Annotated in this window: 13 protein-coding genes; 12 read left to right on the top strand and 1 reads right to left on the bottom strand. The window is 29.4% G+C overall.

Translation table 4 applies throughout. From position 1 onward, the window contains the following. Nucleotides 1-147 precede the first annotated feature (147 nt). The 12 genes from FG904_RS00970 to FG904_RS00915 all read left to right on the top strand — a co-directional run bounded on the left by FG904_RS00970 (nt 148) and on the right by FG904_RS00915 (nt 16,919). Complete coding sequence (locus FG904_RS00970; RefSeq protein WP_139592072.1) at nt 148-1,584, top strand: MAG3090 family protein; 1,437 nt, start codon at nt 148-150, stop codon at nt 1,582-1,584. Nucleotides 1,585-1,687: 103 nt separating this feature from the next. Further along, nucleotides 1,688-3,052, top strand: a complete 1,365-nt coding sequence (locus tag FG904_RS00965) for a glycine--tRNA ligase (RefSeq protein ID WP_338044340.1) — start codon at nt 1,688-1,690, stop codon at nt 3,050-3,052. A gap of 27 nt (nt 3,053-3,079) precedes the next feature. Continuing rightward, nucleotides 3,080-5,020: a DNA primase gene (gene dnaG / locus FG904_RS00960; RefSeq protein WP_139592071.1), complete on the top strand. Its 1,941-nt coding sequence runs from the start codon at nt 3,080-3,082 to the stop codon at nt 5,018-5,020. Nucleotides 5,021-5,022: 2 nt separating this feature from the next. After that, complete coding sequence (locus FG904_RS00955; RefSeq protein ID WP_139592070.1) at nt 5,023-6,522, top strand: RNA polymerase sigma factor; 1,500 nt, start codon at nt 5,023-5,025, stop codon at nt 6,520-6,522. 7 nt (nt 6,523-6,529) lie between these two features. Continuing rightward, complete coding sequence (locus FG904_RS00950; protein ID WP_139592069.1) at nt 6,530-7,309, top strand: Nif3-like dinuclear metal center hexameric protein; 780 nt, start codon at nt 6,530-6,532, stop codon at nt 7,307-7,309. Between the two features lie 262 nt (nt 7,310-7,571). Then, complete coding sequence (locus FG904_RS00945) at nt 7,572-8,792, top strand: replication-associated recombination protein A (protein WP_139592068.1); 1,221 nt, start codon at nt 7,572-7,574, stop codon at nt 8,790-8,792. Further along, nucleotides 8,792-9,745 carry a phenylalanine--tRNA ligase subunit alpha gene (pheS, locus tag FG904_RS00940; protein ID WP_139592067.1) on the top strand — a complete coding sequence of 318 codons (954 nt, stop codon included), beginning with the start codon at nt 8,792-8,794 and terminating at the stop codon, nt 9,743-9,745. The genes FG904_RS00945 and pheS overlap by 1 nt, the downstream gene beginning before the upstream one ends. Next, nucleotides 9,735-10,349, top strand: coding sequence for a uracil-DNA glycosylase (locus tag FG904_RS00935; RefSeq protein ID WP_139592066.1), 615 nt, complete (start codon nt 9,735-9,737; stop codon nt 10,347-10,349). The genes pheS and FG904_RS00935 overlap by 11 nt, the downstream gene beginning before the upstream one ends. 49 nt (nt 10,350-10,398) lie before the next feature. Then, complete coding sequence (locus FG904_RS00930) at nt 10,399-12,558, top strand: phenylalanine--tRNA ligase subunit beta (RefSeq protein WP_139592065.1); 2,160 nt, start codon at nt 10,399-10,401, stop codon at nt 12,556-12,558. Then, nucleotides 12,558-13,820: a serine hydroxymethyltransferase gene (gene glyA, locus FG904_RS00925; protein WP_139592064.1), complete on the top strand. Its 1,263-nt coding sequence runs from the start codon at nt 12,558-12,560 to the stop codon at nt 13,818-13,820. Before FG904_RS00930 ends, glyA begins: the two co-directional genes overlap by 1 nt. A 115-nt stretch (nt 13,821-13,935) precedes the next feature. After that, nucleotides 13,936-16,056: an exonuclease/endonuclease/phosphatase family protein gene (locus FG904_RS00920; protein WP_139592063.1), complete on the top strand. Its 2,121-nt coding sequence runs from the start codon at nt 13,936-13,938 to the stop codon at nt 16,054-16,056. Between the two features lie 65 nt (nt 16,057-16,121). Continuing rightward, nucleotides 16,122-16,919: a hypothetical protein gene (locus tag FG904_RS00915; protein ID WP_139592062.1), complete on the top strand. Its 798-nt coding sequence runs from the start codon at nt 16,122-16,124 to the stop codon at nt 16,917-16,919. 29 nt (nt 16,920-16,948) lie between these two features. Here the strand turns inward: FG904_RS00915 and FG904_RS00910 are convergent, their stop codons facing one another. Continuing rightward, entirely contained in the window at nt 16,949-20,095 is a 3,147-nt protein-coding gene (locus FG904_RS00910) for a hypothetical protein (protein ID WP_139592061.1), read from the bottom strand. Nucleotides 20,096-20,310 lie beyond the last annotated feature (215 nt).

The following is a 20,310-nucleotide window of genomic DNA, read 5'->3' as shown; positions in this document are numbered from 1 at the left end:
GAGCAAAAAATACTTAGTATTTTGCTAAATTTAAGTGATTTTAATTAAATTAATTTATAATTAAAGTATATTATGAAAAATTTAGCATAGCTAAGTTTTAGATTTAATCGTTAAATGAACGTAATAACTAATTTGAAATGAGGAAAGATGAAACGTTTAAATTGTTTATATAATGCAAAGAAAAATAAAGAATATCCTTGAGCATTAAAACACCCAAAAGTAGAAAACGCATTGGCTCTATTTAAGTCTCGTAAAGACGCGATGAACTGATTCTTAGCTTATCAATTAGACTGTGCTGTTTGATTCCAAACAGATAAAAGAATTGTTGGTGGATTATTAATCGGATACAAAAACTCTGATGACAAAATGGAATACGAACTTAATGTTGATAAATTCGATGGTAAATTAGACTACGAAGAAACATTGAAAGAATTAAACATTACAAAAGATGGTTTCAGAGATGAAGATGGTGCTAAAGTAGCCGTAGAAGAAGTTGTGGATTTCAAACAACTACACGATGTTGAAACATACTTCCCACTAGATGACGATTACAAATACGAAAGAAAAGCTTCAGCAAAAGATTTAGAAATTGAAAAATTAAGAGCACAAATTTCAGAATTATCAATTTTATTAAGCCAAAGAACTTCAGGAACAGATTATTCACAAGAATTAATCTATTTAACAAAACAATTAGAAGACTCAAATTCAGATAAAGAAACATTATTGAGACAAATTGCTGAGTTAAAAGAAAAATTACAACACCAAGAAACAGTTGTGGTTGAAGAAAAAGTTGTTGAAGTTGAACCAACAGTTGTAGTTGAATGTGATGACAAGATTAAAGAATACGTTTACATCAGAAACTTATCAGCATGTAAACAAATTAAAATTTTAGCTGTATATGCTAAAAAACTAGAAAAACTAAGTTCTAAATTAGCATCTGACTTACAAACATCAGTTGCAGACTTACAAGCAGTTGATAAAAACTTAAGAGATGCTCTATCAGTTGCTCAAGATTTAGAAGTTGAATACAAAGACAACGATGAAAAACTAAGATTCTTAGCTGCTATAATGTTTTCATTGAAAAAATCTCTAAGAACATTATCGGAAAAAGTTGTTGGAAAAGCTGAAATTGAAGATTCAGCAGAAAACGCTTTATATTTTGAAACTTGCGATAAAGAAAACGTTAAAGTTGCTCAATACACATCATTTGTTGCATACGATCAAATGCATGTTGGATTCGTTCCTGAAAATGATTATCTATACGCAGTTTACATTGGTGAACCAGCTGCAAGAAAACACTTTGTTGTTTTAGATTCACCATTTGATGCAGAACAAGTTGTTGTATCAAACGAAGTTAGAGAAATCGAAGTTATTAGAGAAGTACCAGTTGAAATCATCAAAGAAGTAATTAAAGAAGTTGAAGTTCCAGTTGAAGTAATCAAAGAAGTTCAAGTTACTTCAGATGACAAACAAGTTTCAGCACCTGCAAGATTCAGTTGATTGGCTTTATTCTTACTGGCTGTTGCTTATGGAATTTTAATTGCTTTAGTTGTATTATTTGCTACAGGTGTTATTTCAGCTTAATAATTAAAATCATTAATTCAAAAAGCGCACAATGCGCTTTTTGCTTTTTTCATAGTCCTTAAAAAGCCTTAGCAAAATGCTGAAAAAATGATAAAATAGCATTATGCTAAAAACAGGTAAAGAAAAGATGTTAGACATTGTAAATCACTTGAAAAATTCAGGTTTTGTGTTTCAAGGAAGCGAGATTTACGGTGGTTTATCAAACACATGAGATTATGGTCCTTTAGGAGCATTATTAAAGGACAATATTCAACAAGCTTGAAAAAAAGAGTTTGTTTTTAAAGAACCAAATAATTACTTAATCGATTCAAAAATTTTAATGAACCCACAAGTTTGAGTAACCAGTGGTCATGTCTCAAACTTCGCAGACCCATTAATTGAAAACAAAGTTAACGGAAAAAGATATCGTGCAGATAAATTGATTCAAGAAATTGATGAAACAATTGTTGTTGAAAAGATGTCAAATGAACAAATGGTTCAATATTTAAAAGATAACTTACCAAAATATGAAAATGACAAAACTGATTGATCAGAAATCAAGCAATTTAATTTAATGTTTGAAACTTCACAAGGTGTAGTAGAAGGAAATAAGTCAAAAGTTTATTTACGTCCAGAAACAGCACAAGGAATTTTTGTTAATTTCAAAAATGTTCAGCGTTCAACACGTGCTAAATTACCCTTTGGTATTGCACAAGTCGGAAAAAGCTTCAGGAACGAAGTGACTCCAGGTAACTTCATTTTCAGAACTAGAGAATTTGAACAAATGGAATTAGAGTTTTTCACTAAACCAGAAGAAGCTTCACAATGATTTGATTACTATGTTCAAAAAGCATATAATTTTGCTTTAAGCCTAGGAATCAAGGAACAAAGTGTTAGAATTCGTGCTCATGAAAAAGAAGAATTAGCACACTATTCGGAAGGAACAAGTGATGTTGAATTTAACTTTCCATTTGGATGAGGTGAATTATTAGGAGTTGCTAATCGTACAAATTATGATTTAATGTCACACTCAAAAGCAACAGGTGAATCGTTAGACTATTTAGATCCTGAAACAAATCAAAAAATCGTTCCATATGTAATTGAACCAAGCATTGGTTTAGATCGTTTAATGTTAGCTGTAATTTCAGATGCATACAAAGAAGAGCAATTAGAAAACGATTCAAGAATTGTCTTATCTTTCCCATATGCTATAGCACCATATAAAGTCGCTGTTCTACCATTGGTTAAAAAACTAAGCGAACAAGCAAAAGAAATTTTTGCAACATTAGTTGAAAAAGGTATTTCAGTAGCATATGATGAAGCTGGTTCAATCGGAAAAAGATATCGTAGACAAGATTCAATTGGTACATACTACTGTTTAACATTTGACTACGATTCTTTAGAAGATAATTGTGTAACTTTAAGAAATAGAGACACAATGGAACAACAAAGAATCTCATTAGACAAATTATTTGAAATTTTAAAATAATTTTTAAATACTAAAACAAGGAGTGAAATGGCGTTTAAACAAATTCCAAGAGAATTTATCGAACAAGTTAAAGCACAAGTTAACATCGTAGATGTTATTTCGGAATTTGTGCCTTTAGCTAAAAAAGGTAATAATTTTATCGGTTCTTGTCCATTTCACCAAGATACTTCACCCAGTTTTACAGTATCTCCAAGCAAAAAAATATATAAATGTTTTCCTTGTTCTGCATCAGGTGATGCAATTAAATTTATTCAAGATTTTAAGCAAATTAGCTGAATTCAAGCGCTTGAATTTGTTGCTAATAAATTAGGTTTAAATTTTGATTTCAGTTCATACAAAGCGCAATCACATGTTGAAAAATATGATCAAACAACACTGGAAACGTTAGAGTTATTAGAGTTTGTTAACTCATTTTATAAAATATCTTTATTAAAAGAAAAAAACGCCTTAAACTACTTAGAATCTAGACATTTAAATGATTTAGATCTACGTGAAAAGTTTGATATCGGTTATGCGCCTAAAAATAGACTAAAACAAGAAATTAATGCAAGTGAAAACAAAGAAAACTTAGCAGTTAATGCTGGTTTATTAAACTCTGATTTAAATGAAATTTTTTGAGGCAGAATTACATTCGGTATTAGAAATTCACATGGTGAACTAGTCGGATTTAGCGCTAGAACAATTGATAAAAATAGCAATTTTGCTAAATATTTAAACTCACCAGAAACGCCATTATTTAACAAATCAAAAATTCTTTACAACTACCATAATGCTAAGGATTCAATAAAAGCAAAAAAACAAGTTGTAATTGTAGAGGGTTTTATGGATGTTATTGCCTGCTATCGTGCAGGTATTAATAACGTAGTAGCCCTAATGGGTACAGCTTTAACAAAAGATCATATTCAGCTACTAAAAAACTCTGAAATTATTCTGTTTTTAGACAATGATAATGCTGGGGTTGATGCAGCTCTGCGTTCTGCAGATTTATTAGCTTTACACGGTTTTACAATCAAAGTTGTAAACAACACCTTTGAAAAAGATGCTGATGAAATCCTAAATCAAGAAGGAACTGAAAAACTAGTTGATTTAATTGAAAATCAAACTATTAGCCTAATTGATTTTATTTACCAAGTTAGTTTAAGTAAAAATAACATAAATTTAATCGAAACTCATTTGAATGATTTTGAAATGCTTCAAAACTTTGAAAAATCAATTCTTAATTACACTAAAAACATTGCACTTAAACAAAAACAATATTTATTTAACAAAATTCAAACAGAATTAAATTTACAAATTAATGAATTATTAACTGAAAGAAAACCTATAAATCAAGGTTTTAATAATCAATATCCACCATTTAATAATCCATCAAATATTGATTATTACAATATTTTTGAAGATCCTTATTTAGAACCTGTTGATCCAAATTTTGATTTTACAGTTAATGATTATTTTCAAACACAGCCTGACTATCAATTTGCTAAAAATACATTTGAATTTTTAGATCACGCTAGAATGAGTTTGATCATTCAACTACTTTCATCAAATAATTTACGCCAAAAAATATTTGATATAAATGAAATTTCAAGCATATTTGACGGACCAATTGAAATAAAAAAACTTGCTGATAAAGCTCATAGCCTTTCTCAAGATATTAAAGATCCAAATCAAATTTATGAAATTATCACTTCTGAGTTGCCTGAATTGCTTGAAAGTGAAGTTCAAGACATAATCAATCAAAAATTAAACAAAATGATTGAAAATCAGCTTGAAAACCTTGAAGATATAAAACAGCAAGAAAGAATTATTGTTTCATTGAAAGATTATGCATCTGAAATGGAAAATTACTTGCATAATACCGAAATTTTACCTAAGGGGGAATACTCAATTCCTAAATTTAAACAAAATAAATTAGGAAAACTGCGTGAGCTAGGTAAAAAAACGATTGAACTACGGAAAGGGGATTAATTATGGAGAAATACCAGACATTAATTAACGCAATCGAAAACGCAAAAGGTAAAGATCATAAATGAACTTCGCCAGAAATTTTTGAATTTTTAGATAAAAAAGACTTAGCATTAGATGACGATGATATCGATGAATTTTTCAGCGAACTAAGAAGTCAAGGTGTATTAGACTCAAATTATGATGACTACAGCGAAATAGACTTAGAAGTTCCTGCCTTTGATGAAGATGACTTACAAGAAATTATGTCTAAATCAAAAGATAAAAAGAAAAAGTCAAAAACAGTTTCAAAAAGCACTAAAAGTGCCTTTGACAACTTAGATGATTTACCTGATTCAGTTGAAGATTTAGACTTATTTGATGATGAAGACGATATCTTTGGTGATGATACTGAAAGCATTGAAGATGATTTAGAACATTATAGTCAGCCAGATTCTGAAGAAAATGACTCAGAAGATGATGAAGATTCAGAGGACGAAGAAGAAACCTGAGAAGATGATTTAAAAATTTATGATGAAGAAAGCGAGGATGACGACGATAGTGAAACTTCTGCGACTTTAGAAAGTCTTAATTTCGATGATGATTTTGATGAAGTCAAAACTACTTCTCATAAAGCTTCAACAACTAAATTAACTGAAACAAATGACATTGTTAAATGATACATGCGTTGAATTGGTAAATATGGTGAACTTTTAACACCTGCTGAAGAAAAGAAATTAGCAGAACAAATGGCTAAAGGTGGCTTCAGAGGAAAAAGAGCTAAAGATAAACTTGTTCAAAGAAACTTACGTTTAGTAATTAATAATGCTAAAAAATACAAAAACAGAGGTTTAAGTTTTATTGACTTAATTTCAGAAGGAAACGCTGGTATTTTAAAAGCTGTATCAAAATATGATGTAGATAAAGGGTTTAAGTTCTCAACTTATGCTACATGATGAATACGTCAAGCAATCACACGTGCAGTAGCTGATCAGGCTAGAACCATTCGTGTGCCAGTGCACATGGTTGAAACAATCAACAAAATTTCAAAAATTGAACGTGAATTACAACAAGAATTAGGTAGAGAACCTAGTGACGATGAAATCGCAGAAAGATACGGAAACGGATATGATGCAGCTAAAGTTCGTCATATTAAGAAAATCAACATTGACCCTATTTCATTAGATAAACAAGTTGGAAAAGAAAATGATTCATCATTTAGTGATTTTGTTAAAGATGAAAGTATTGAATCACCAATTGATTATGCAAATAAGGAAGAATTAAGAAGAGTTTTATTTGCAATGCTTGATGAATTAGAGCCAGAAGATAGAAAACTAATTTGTAAAAGATTTGGTATCGGAAAAGATGAACTAGGAAACGAATATCGTGTACACAGCCTAGATGAATTAGCAGCTGATCGTGGTGGCGTTTCAAAAGAAAGAATTAGACAAATTGAAAACAAGATTTTAAGACGTCTAAAATCTAATTCAAAACACGGTAAAAACTTAAAAGAATTTTTATCATAGGAAAATTATGAAAAAAGCTTTAAAAATTAAAGATTTTATTGATTATCTAAACCAACTTTATCCTACATCTAATGCAGAAATTTGAGATCCAACTGGTTATGCACTTAGAACAGTTCAGTCTAAGAAATTCAAAGGTGCTGTTTTAGCAATTGATGTTACTGAAGAAGTGGTTCAAAGCGCAATTGATAATGATTGTAATGTTATTTTAACTCATCACCCTTTCCGTTTTGAAGCAGATTGAAAATCAGAAAATGCTAAAGCTCCTTACAAAAGACCTTTATATGATTTTTTAAGACAAAAGCAAATCACGGTTTATTCAATGCACACAAACTACGATTGTGACAGCCAAGGAACTTCATATCAAATTGCTAATTTTATGAACTTAGCAGAAAAAGTAGATTTAAATTCTCCTAAGTTTTCAGTAGTTTTAAATGCGGACTTAACAGTTTCTGAACTGTCAGATAATTTAAAACAAAACTTGTTATTGCAACACTTCCGTACCAATGTAGAAGACTTAAATCAAAAATTCCACAAAGTAGCAATTTTAAGTGGTTCAGGTTACATCGGACAAATTGTAGAAATGTCAAAAGATATCGACCTATTTATTAGTAGTGATTTTAGATGATCTGATTGAATTACATTCAAAGAATCTAAGATTAACATTTTAGAAATTCCACACTTAGATGAACAAGTTTTTGCATGACATATGCATAGTGTCTTACAAGAAAATTTACCTGAATATAAATTTGTAGTTCAAAACATTTCAGTCCCATATAAAAACATTTAATTTTAGAAAAGCACAGTGTGCTTTTTCTTTTTGTTATAACAAACATTGTTAAATTTGTACAATACTGCAATTTTATACAAGTAAAATTAACTATCAAAAACCAAATAACCCTTATTTTTAGTATTCAGCAAATCAAATAACCATCTAACTCAGAAACACAAAGCATTTGCCTTATTAATATCATAAAATTTTAAGTTTTTTTCCGAATTATGCACCATTTAAAGGCTAAAGGCTAATAAAACTGTATAATATAAAAACTAATATGAATAATAGAAATTTAGCTAATCAATTAAGACCAACAACACTAGATGATATAGTTGGTCAAAGTCATGTAATTAAGCTCTTAAAAGAAGTTGTTAAAAATAAAATTACTACTAGTTTTTTATTTTTTGGTGATGCAGGAACTGGGAAAACTTCTGCAGCGATTGCTTTAGCAAACGACTTAGGACTATCATATGGTTACTTTAACGCTTCTGTTGATTCTAAAGCGCAATTAACTGAACTTTTAGGTTCAAAAGAAGTGATAATCATAGATGAAATACATCGTTTAAACAAAGATAAACAAGAAATTTTGTTGTCTTATTTAGAGTTTGACAAAATAATTGTTTATGCAACTACTACTCAAAATCCTTATTTTAAAGTTGATCCTGCTGTACGTAGCAGAATGCAAATTAAAGAATTTTTAAAAATATCAGAAGCTGATATTGTTGACAAACTTCAAAAAGTGGCAAAACAACATTTTCCACATTTGAAATTGGATAAAGAAATTCTATTGTCGCTAGCTAAATACTCGGCAGGCGATTTAAGAACAAGCTTAAACAATTTACAAATGCTTGGCTTAATTAAAAAAGATGATTCAAAAGTTTCAAAACAAGATCTAAAAGATTTAATTCCAAATATTAATTTTTATTCAGACCAAAACTCATCTGCTCATTATAATAATTTGTCAGCATTTCATAAATCACTTCGTGGTTCAGATGTTGATGCGGCTTTATATTACGGCTTTTTAATTTTAAAATCAGGTGATGTTGATGGGTTATTTAGACGAATGTTATGTGTTGCTTATGAAGATGTTGGATTAGCTTCACCAAACATCGGACTTAGAACTTTGAATGCGATTGAAACATTTGAACGTTTAGGACTACCTGAAGGAAAATTGCCAATCGGTGTTGCAATTGCCGATTTAGCCTTAGCACCTAAATCTAACTCAGTATATTTAGCAATTGAAAAAGCCAATTCTTTAATTGACCAAGGAATGATTTATGACATTCCAAAACATTTAAAAGATGCACATTATAAATCAGCTTCTAAATTAGGACACGGAGTTGATTATTTATACCCACATGACTTTTTAAACAATTGAATTGATCAGCAATATTTGCCTAACAAACTACAAGACACTAAATTTTATTATCCAGGCTTAAACGATGCTGAGCAAAAAATTAAAACATATTGACAAAAAGTAAAAACAAAGGAGCAATAATGGAACTTAAATTAGAATTAATTAATACTCTAGAAGATTTAAAACAAGCTAAAGCCCATGTTTTTTCAAATCAAGGTGAATTATATTTACTACAACAACAACTAAAAACTGCACCAGTAGAACAAAAAAAGGAAATAGGTCAACAAATTACACAATTAAAAAATCAATACAATTCATTTTTTGAAACTGCTGAAGCAAGAGTTAAGCAACTTCAAATTCAAGCTAGAATTGATAGCGAATTTGTTGATGTAACTGCACCGGTTTTAAAAAATGCATCATTACACCCAATCACTTTAATCGAAGAAAGATTAAAAGACTGATTTATTCAACACGGATATTATCAACAAGAAGAAGGTGAAATAGTTTCGGATTTATATAACTTCGAAAAACTGAACATTCCACAAAACCACCCTGCTAGAGCGATGCATGATTCGCTTTATTTAAATGCAACCACCTTATTAAGAACTCACAACACAGGAGTTACAGCTAAAGTTTTAGAAGAATTCGCTAATGAAAATATTTCAACTTTTGCTATCGGAAAAGTTTACCGTAATGATGAAGATGATGCAACTCACTTACACCAATTTACTCAAGTTGACTTTGTATGTGTTGGTAATGTTTCGTTTTCTAACTTAATTTGAACTCTTAAAAGTTTATTGTCATATGTTTTAGAAGAAGAAGTTGAAATTCGTTTAAGACCTAGTTATTTCCCATTCACAGAACCAAGTGTTGAAGTGGATGTTTATTACAAAAACCGTTGAATTGAAATCCTAGGTGCTGGAATGCTACATCCAAATGTTTTAAAAATGGCAGGATACAAACCTGAATTTAACGGTTTTGCAGCCGGAATTGGTATTGAAAGAATTGCAATGATTAAATATGGATTTACTGACATTAGAGATTTATACTGTAATGACTTAAGAATAATGGAACAATTTAGAAATGAAAGATAGTTTTTTAAACATTTTACAATCAGAAGGTAAAAAACCATATTTTCAGACAATCATCACGAAACTGCAACAAGCAGAAAAAGACGGTCAAATTTACCCTTATCAAGAAAATATTTTTAGAGCATTTGATTATTTTCAAACAAAAGACACAAAAGTTGTAATTTTAGGTCAAGATCCATATCATACACACGGTGTAGCTGATGGTTTAGCTTTTTCAACACGTCATGATAAAAAAACACCATCATTAAGTAACTTATTTAAAGAACTAAAATCTGATTATCCAAAAGTTAAACTAAACACTACATCATTGGTAAATTGAGCCAAACAAGGTGTTTTATTACTAAATACAGTATTAACTGTCACAGAAGGAAAACCAAACTCACATAAAGATTTTGGATGACAATTTTTTACTAAAAAAGTTTTACAAGAAGTTTTAATAGATAATCCAAACGTAATCATTGTAGCTTTAGGAAAAGAAGCTCAAAAATTTGTCTCAGATTTAAACATTAACACTGACAATTTAATTGAAACTTCACACCCATCGCCTTATAGTTATTCAAAAGGTCTACAAGGATTTAAATTATTCAAAAAATTAATCAAAAACTAGTTAAAAACAATCAAGAACCAATTGATTGAAATCTGGAGTAAGGAGTAATATGATACTTTCATTAAAACATTTAAACAAGTTTTTACCTAAAATCACATTAGATACAACTGTTGAAAAAGCATTTAATAACTTAGGTTTTGAAGTTGAATCAGTTCATCCGTTTTCAGATGTTCAAGGATTGGTTTTTGCTAAAGTTTTAAGCGTTAAACCAAACCCTAATTCAGATCGTTTAGATGTTGTTGAAGTTTTAACAAAACATGGACAAGCAACCATACAAACAACAGATAGAATTTTAAAACCAGGTGATTTAACAATTTGCTTTCCAGTTGGATCATCAAAAGGAAATCAATTATTCAGTGAAGTTAAACTTAAGGGAATTGTTTCACAAGGTATGTTTGCTTCATGAAGTGAAATTGGATATGATTCAACACTTTTAGAAGATGAAGATCATGTTTTAGTTTTACCTAATGATTTTGCTAAATTAGAAGACGATCCGATGGAACTTTTAGGTTTAACTGACTACATTATTGAAATTTCAACAACAGCTAATCGTAATGATGCTAATAGTTATTATGTCTTAGCTAAAGAATTAGCAGCTTATTATCAAACTGAATTTAAGTTTGATTTACACAAACCACAAAACACTTTTGAATCTAAAATTCAAGCACAAAACGGATTAAGCAAGCATTTATCGTTTATTCAAGTTCAAGGTCAAAAACAAACAACACTGCAAGAAAAAATGTTGCTTGCTAAATCAGGTATTGATACTAAATTGGACTGAGCAGTTAATTTAACAAACTTAACTTTAATCAATATCGGAGTTCCTACTCATGTTTATGATGCAAATATAGTAAACAAAGATCTAAAAGCTGACTTATACAGTGGCGATGTAGTTGTTTTAGGAAACAAAGAACTTAAAGTTTCTGATGCTTTAGCTATTTATTCAAATGACAAAGTGGTTTCATTAGCTGCTAATATGGGTCTAGAAGCTTATAAAGTTTTACCTAATCAAACAAACAATTATCTATTTGAAATTGCTAGCTTCGATCCAAAACTAGTTCGTCATACTTCAAAAGAAATTAAATTAATTTCTAACTCAGCAGCACAAGCTGGAAGAGTAATTAGTTTAGAACAAGTTAATTTAGCTATCAAATTCATTCAATCATACTGTCAAGACTTGAAAGTTTCAAGTACTATTAATCCGATTGCTAAAATCAACAGAAATAAAATTGCTTTTGACGCATCTAAATTACGTAAATATGCCAATACAACTAGTTTAAATAAATTTAATGTAGCAATTGAAAAATTACAAAAACTAGGCTTTGACTTTGAAAATGACACGGTAAAAATTCCAAATTATAGATATGACGTTGAGTTATTTGAAGATGTTATTGAAGAAATTTTCAGATTTTATTCATATGACTCATTTAAACCAAAAACATTCAAAAACACTCCTGTTTTAACTCAAAAAAGAGACAACACTAAATCATTGTTCGTTGCTCAAAACTATTCAGAAGTTAGAACATTTACTTTGGTTTCAAAATCAAAAGCACAATTTGATCCTTTTGAATTTAATCAAGACATTGACTTAATGACTTTTGTTTCTAAAGAAAGAGAAACAATCAGAAATTCTATTGTTGTTTCACTACAGGAAGTGGTTGAATATAATCAAAAAAGAAAATTAAATTCAATTAATATTTTTGAAAGAGGAATGATTAACAATAACTTGGAAGTTTATGGACTGGCATCAACCACTAAATCATTCCAACAAATTAAAAGTGATATTTTAAACATCACAAAATTAGACTTAGAATTCATTCCGTTTTCAGATAATAACCAAATTCACCCTAATGTTTCAGCTAAAATTCTTTATAATGGTGAAATGTTTGGTTGAATAGGTAAATTACACCCACAATTTGATAACACCAATGCCTATTATGCTGAATTTTTCAAAACTAATTCATCAAAATCAACTAAATTTACAGATGTGAATTTAGAGCCTTTAAAAACAGTTGATTTAACCTTTGAATTGGGCTTAAATGATCATATAAGTTCATTTATTAGCCAAATTAAACAAGTGGCAAATATTTATGAAATTAATATTATTGATGATTATGTAAAAGCTCAATCGCACAATGTTACTTTGAGAATAACAGCCCAACCAGAATCAATTGACGCAATCAATAAACACTTTAACAAGGAGGCTTAATGTACTCAAAAATTTCATTAAAAGATAAATTAATTGAACAAGCAATAAATGATGAACTAGAAAGACAACAAGATCACATTGAGTTAATAGCTTCAGAAAACTATGTTTCAGAGGATGTTTTAAAAGCTCAAGGTAGTGTTTTAACAAACAAATATGGTGAAGGTTATCCAAAACGTAGATACTACGGAAGTTGTGAAAACGTCGACGTAGTTGAACAAGCTGCAATCGATCGTTTAAAAGAGATTTTTAAAGTGAATTTTGCAAATGTTCAACCTTATTCAGGATCAGTAGCTAATGCAGCTGCTATTGCTTCAGTTGTGCCAAGTGGTGGCAAAATAATGGGATTATCTTTAAATTGTGGTGGTCATTTAACGCACGGTTATAAAATTTCATTTAGTGGTATTTTCTACAATTCAATTTCATACGATCTAAGTCCTGAAGGATTATTAGATTATGATGCAATTGAAAAACAAGCAATGGAAGAAAAACCAGATTTAATTATTTGTGGTTATTCAGCGTACTCAAGAACTATAGACTTTGCTAGATTCAGACAAATTGCAGATAAATGTGGTGCTAAATTAATGGCTGATATTGCTCATATTGCTGGTTTAATTGCTGCTGGTGAGCATCCATCACCTGTTGGTTATGCAGACATAATCACTTCAACAACTCACAAAACTATGCGTGGCGGTCGTGGTGGAATCATCATGACTAATGATGCTGAAATAGCTAAAAAAGTTGATCGTTGAGTTTTCCCTGGGTATCAAGGTGGACCATTATTTCATGCTATAGCCGGTAAAGCAGTTAGTTTTTATGAAGCTATGCAACCAATGTTTAAAGAATATGCTAAAAACATTCGTTTAAATGCAGCTAAGTTTTGTCAAGCTTTTAAAGATAAAGGTGCTTATATAATTTCGGGTGGAACAGACAATCATTTATTTATGATTGATGTTTTAAAAACTTATAACCTAAACGGTAAACAAGCTGAAATTTTACTTGAAAAACTTAATATAACAATTAATAAAAATACAATTCCATTTGATACATTATCACCAAATCTAGGGAGTGGCATCAGATTAGGAACAGCAGCTATGACAAGCCGTGATTTTACTAAATGAGACCAGCTTTCTGATATTATCGATTTTGCTTTAAGAAATCATGATTTTCTAACATCAGAAGAAGGTGAAGCAAAAGTTTTAGAATTAAAAAATCAGGTTTTAGACTTATTGAAAGAGTTTCCAATTAAAAAATCATATTTATAATTTAATGGAAAGAAGTCATGAGAAATGACTTCTTTTTTCATTTTGTTCCATATAAATTTAATTAGATAAAGGTTGAATTTTATAAGAACTTATAATTAAAATAGTAAGGAATAAAATGAAGAAAAGTATTTGAAAATTATTAATTTTACCATTATCAACATTACCTCTAGCAGCATCATGTAATCAAACGCAAACAAAAAATGTTTTACAAGATGATCAACCAAAAAATAACTCTAACACTCAAAACACACCTAAATCAGAAGAAGGGTTAAAAAATCCAAATCAAAGTCCTGATCCCAATCCAAATAATAGCAGCCCAAATGTTTCAGAATTGGAAAAAAATAAGCAAAACCCTGAAGCAACACCAAATGAAGAAATTACTCCATCTGACAAAACTACTAAAGAGCCAACTGCTTCAACAGAAACTGAAAATTCTAATCAAAACCCTTCAGCTGAAACTATCGGCAACAATCAAACTGTTTCAGAAGAAAACAGAAATAATCAAAGCTCAGATTTAACATCAAATGAACAACCTGGTGAAACTCATGGCAATCCTAATGACACTAACACACCACCAGAAACTACTCCTAACCCAGGGGTTACTGGAAATGAAGAAAGAAACAATGAAATAACCGAAGAATCAGATACTGATACTGAAGAATTAACAACTTTATTTTCATTTAAAACAGAAAGCTCTGAAGAACAGTTTAATAACTACTTAGAAAGTCTAGAACTAACAGAAGGTGCTCAAAACGATGAAATAACAGTAAGATTTTCAGTTAATTCTAAGGGCGATTTAACTCTAGCAAAAAGAAATGCTAATATAGAAAATAAAGTTATTTTCAACACAACAGAAGTGCCTGGGCAACAAATTTTTGAAAATGAAGAAGCAAGCAAAAAAACCAATGCAAGAAACCGTTATGTTGTAGGTGTTTACAATAAAAAACGAAAAGATTTCAAGTTTAAATATTTCGATAAAAGAAAAGGTAAACTATTCAGAGAAAAATTCAGTTTTAGAAAACATTTAGCAAAATCTAAAGATGCTGAAATGACTTCAAATATACCTACTCCACAACCGAACAATGAAGTAGTTAGAACAGAAAACCTATCAAACAGTGAATTAAAAACAGTTTATGTAAGACCACCATTTGGAGTTCAGTTTGAAATTAAAAATCTTGATAAATTGCCTTCGATAACAACTATTTTTGGACATTTAGATTCACCAGGTTCTAAAGGTACGAAAAGATATCAAGAAAGTCCTATTTCATCAAAAGAGAACTTGCATTCGGGGGTAAAAGAATCATTAGGTTCACAAGAATTAGCTGAATTTTTAGCAATCCCAACATTAATTAATAATTTCAAAGATCAATCTGATGAAGACTCTGTTGTAATTTTTGGTGGAGATACTAACATTAAAGCCAAGAACTTTGGATTACAAAATTCATTCCCTACTGACATTAAGCCGGTAATTTCTGATTTAGGGACTTCAGATGCTTATAAAACATCTTTAGGTAGAAATAATAATTATTCAGAACCATACGACAAAATTTTCTTCAAAGCAAGTCCTAGCGAAGTTTTAGAATACAGAACACAATTAACCGATCCTGTTTTGGCTTTTAAAAATGATATTCTTAAAGCATTTGCAAATCATACCTTATCTGAGCAAGATAAGCAACTAGAATATTATAAATCTGATGCTAATAATCCTGAATTTTACAATATCAGAAACAGACTTTCAGACCATGCTCCAGTATTTATTGATATTAGAGTAAATGATGAACAATATCATTCAATAAACAATTCTGAAAGCTTAATCAAGGATGAAAAGGCATTAAGAATAGCACACTGAAATGTGTTAAATTATGGTGGTGATAATTTTGATGTTGCTAATGCTTTCAAATACGTTGCAATTGCTAAAATTATTCAATCATCAGGATTTGACATTGTAGGATTGACTGAAATAAATTATGGAGCAAGTAATGATGTTGCCTCATTACTAAGAGAATTAAACAAAAAAGAAGGATCAAATTGACAAATGGTAGCACAAAGTACTACTGATGCTATTTATTCAAATGATCATGAATTTAGTTTTTTAAGTGCAGGGGAAGCAAAAGAGCAAGTTGTTGTAATTTATGATGCTAATGTAGTTGAACCAAAAGCATTTAAAAATCAAAATGTTGGACTATCATTTAAGGATAAAATCAACACCTTTAAACGTTTAGTACCAACTGCATAATTAAAATAAGCCACTGAGTTTTCAGTGGTTTTTTGTTAAAATTATTAATATATTAAAGGGGAACAATGACAGTACAAGACGGTATATTAGCTGCGTTAGGTTTGACAACTTTTATAATGTTTGCACTTTATATTATTTTTAACAGCAGTTTTATTAATCATTCAAAATTAAATCTACAAACTTATTCTGAAAACGATGGTTTTTTCACTAAGGTTGAACTAGATGAGAGAATGTATAAGTACTTTAAATTCAGATTTTATTTATTCTTATTATTTAGTGTTATTTTGATTTTATTATTCTGAACTACAACAGGATATGCTGCTTATTATATTTATCATATTTTTACACTTCCAGCACAAACAACAGCGTCAGGTGCAAATGAAAGTGGAGTTTTAAATAAACTACCAGCTGCCGGTGTTTCATTAGTGGTAGCAAGTATTTGCTTATATTTAACTTATGTTGTGGCTAATTTGATTTTAAGAGACACTTTTCCATTTTATAAATTAATGCAACAATGAGCAATTAATGATTTGGAAGAACCAATTTCATATTTTGATTTTTTAAAATCAAAAGTTTCTAAAAAAGACTTTCCTAAAAAGGTTGATTTAAGCTTAAAAAATATTATCAAAAACAAAAATACAACTCTATCATTCAGACAAACTGCATTTAATAAATTATTTACTAAATTAAATAAAGTTTCATTAAAACAAAATACATTAAACAGATTTTTAAGTCAGTATTACCTAGGAAAAGGTTTATTTAACACTTTATTCTACTATGAAAAAACAACGTTTAATGATGTTAATATCGAAGATACTGAACTAATTGCAAAATTAATCAAGTTATTAGAACAGCATATATAAAAATACAGGTTGCCCTGTATTTTTTAATTCTAACTTTGCGCGTTTTCTGGCGCGTTATTTTCAGAAGTTTGTCTTGTTCTTTCTAAGAATTTACTCATTCTAGGGAATGAACTTAACTCTGGAAACTCATTTGTGTAAACAAAGTATTTGTACACATTATTTAATAATTGGATATTGGTGTTATAAGCAGCATCTTTACGTTCTTCAGAGAAATATTGATCTCTATAAATCATATTAAACGCTTCAGAGATAGGGAAATTAGCCGGATTAACCATTAAAGTAGCTTGATCTGTTGTAATTTGGAATATATCTCTTAGCATCGCAATCGTAGCTAGTAGCACTGTGGACGATGGTTGAACACCAAATAATTGTGTTTTTGATTGTCCATTTTTGAAATCATTTGCATCAAATAAAACAGAAGTATTTGTAGCAATTCTTTCGGCTTCAGCTGCCACAATGTTTTCTCATGAAATTGAAGGATCTAAAATAATAGCTTCATTTTCATGACCATTTGTAAATTCTTTAATAAACTCTACTGCATCAGCATCTCTAAATGCTGGGTGAAGTTTATAAATGTAGTTATATTCAGATGTTGGATATAATTCAAGCATTTTGTTAAAGTACTTATGAATTTCTGCTCTAGGTATTTCTTGAGTTTTTAGTCTCAATTCACCTCTTAATTTAGTAAATAATGACGACCCAATGAAAACTAAGTTTTTCTTAGATTTATCTAAATTATTTGCGCCTGAAACGATTAAATCTTCAAATGACTTACCTTTTAAGTTATATAGTGAAGTTAATTCATCAATATAACGCACAGTGTCAATATTATCAATTGACTTAGCTAAGGTTGTATAGTTTAATGGACTATCTTCAATTTTAAAGTTAGCTCATTCTACACCACGTTGAGCAAATTGTTTTTTAAAGTATTCAACATATTTTCCAGTGATATTATAAATTCTAACTTTGTCAGTATATCTTAAAAAGTTTTGGAAGTGAACTTTATCACCAGTGTCATTGTGATAGTTTTCTCAGTATGTAGCTAACTGACTTGCATCTTTGACTTGTAATCCTTTTTGACCGTTTACAAACTGTGCATAATTACTATTAACAAAATAATATGGTTGTGCATTTCCATCAGATAAAATAACAACTTTATTTGCATATTTTAATAAAGTTTTGTAAGTGTCACGGTATTCCATTTGACTTAAACTTATATCTGGAACATAAAAGTCAAATTTAGTAATACCTTTATCTAAATAAGGTTTTAGGTATGCTTCTAATTCAGCAGGTGATTTTGGATAATCGTTGTAGTCAACATTTTTGATTGTTGAAGTGACTCTGCCAGTATTTTCAGCAACTAAAACTCTACCATCTTCAAGATTTAATGAACCGTCTGCTTTTGTTTTTAAAACGTCTCCGTATTTATCTAATAATACTTTAAAGTTAAATCTTTGTTTTTCGCCAGCTAGGGTTTTTTCATATGAGTTTTGATTTTTGTTAATTACAAAAATTGCATCATTATAAGGTTTGTCTATTTCTTTTTCTGATAGTTGTAATTGTGCAACCATTGACATCATTGAAGCCATAAAAACTTGTGATGCATTACGTGTTAAAAAGACTGATGGATATTCGTTTTGTGCTGATTCAATAATTTCATTTCTAAATGCTGAATAATCAAAAGTACGATCAGCAAATTCTTGATTACGTTTAGTAATACTTCTTTGAATATCTTCTTCTGTTACTGTGTAGCTGTTTAGTGTAAAAGTCACTGATGTGGTTTTTTGGTCATCAAAAATTTGACTTAAAACATTACCATCTTTATCCGCATAAATCCCAACTGGATTTTCAGGTAAGGTTAAATTTAGGTCATAAACAAAGTAATTACCATCACCTTTAGCTTGCAATCTTGGCGAAGTAACTGAAACATTTAAATCACTTAATAAAGTTTCAGGAACAGTATAAGTAAATTTATTAGATTTTTCAGTAAATTGTGTTGTTGAAAGTTTTAATGAGTTTTTAATTATTTCAGGAGTCAATTCTGCCATTTTAACTTCTGACATAGCAGACTTGTTTAAACTTTGTAATAATTTAGTTTCATCAATAACAATGAAGTTTTCTAAATTAAATAAATTTGAATAAGCTGCAGGAGTTAGTCTTAACTTAGCTGAATCATTTAAATTTGCAACCAATAAATTGTTTTGATTATCAGTAGATCTGTAGTATTTAAATCCATCAGGTTGTTCTTTTAAAGAACCAACAACGTTTAATCAAACTTTACCTGAAACAACATCCGCTTTGACTAATTGAACTGAAATATTGTATTTGTAATCAACTGGAATTGATAAAGCTGATTTTAGACTTTCTGATTCATAAGTTCCTTGAATTAATTTAGCAAGAGCTGAATCTGTTTCTAAAGCATTATTAACTTCAATTTGAAGCGAAGTCCCTAATTTTTGGGTAATATTTAATTTATTAACTTCAGCCTCAATATCTTTGAGTGCTTGAGTTTTTGTTAAATAACCACCAATTTCAAAGGTTTTGTCAAAATAAATCTTGTTTTCTGGATATTTTTTATGAATAGCATAAAAACTAACTTTAACCAATGATTTACCTTGATTAATTAAGTCTAAAGCTTCGTTAATTTTATTTAAATCATCTGAAGTTTTTACAATTTTAGCTAAATCAACAACTTCTAAATTGTCATTGTAAAAAACATTGTAAGTTTCTGTTTCTAGGCTGTTTTGTGGCAATTGGTAATCTTCTGTAGATGCTGAATAAACAGATTTATTAGCTCCTATATTTACTTTTAAGCTTGGAGTTAATGAACTAAAATCTATTTCATTTAGTTTGTTATTTTTAACTGTTTCAATTTGGTTAGCTAAATCTATAAACTGGTCAATTTTAGCTTGGATTTGTTTGATTAGATTTTGTATTTCTGAAGCAGAAGTGTTTCTACTTATCTTTTTATTTACTTGGGTTATAAATGTGTTAATTTCTTGATATTGCGGTGTAGAGACACCAATTTTATTCGCAATAGTTTTTAATTCTTCAATTTTGTCTTGATATTGATTTTGTTGTTTTGCATCTGCAGTATTTTCACAAGCAACTACCCCTAAAATGCTTGAACTACTAAAAACTAAAACTCCTCCCAATCTCAATCATTTCTTTTTCATATAATCCTTTTAAATGTCTAGTTTTAATTAATTTATTAATTAAATAATAACTGAATAAAACTTGAAAAAATAAAAAATCGAATAAATTTTTAAAAAAATTCGACTTTTTCAGATATGTCAAATTTTCAGCAGGTTTATTCTGCTGATTTTGTGCTTTTAGTTTATAATATTAAAACTAAATACTTAATTAAGTATTGTTTCACTTTTATTACACT

This window comes from Mycoplasma nasistruthionis, assembly GCF_006228185.1.
GTDB classification, from domain to species: domain Bacteria; phylum Bacillota_I; class Bacilli_A; order Mycoplasmatales; family Metamycoplasmataceae; genus Mycoplasmopsis; species Mycoplasmopsis nasistruthionis.
This window is presented reverse-complemented; position numbering and strand designations above follow the sequence as displayed.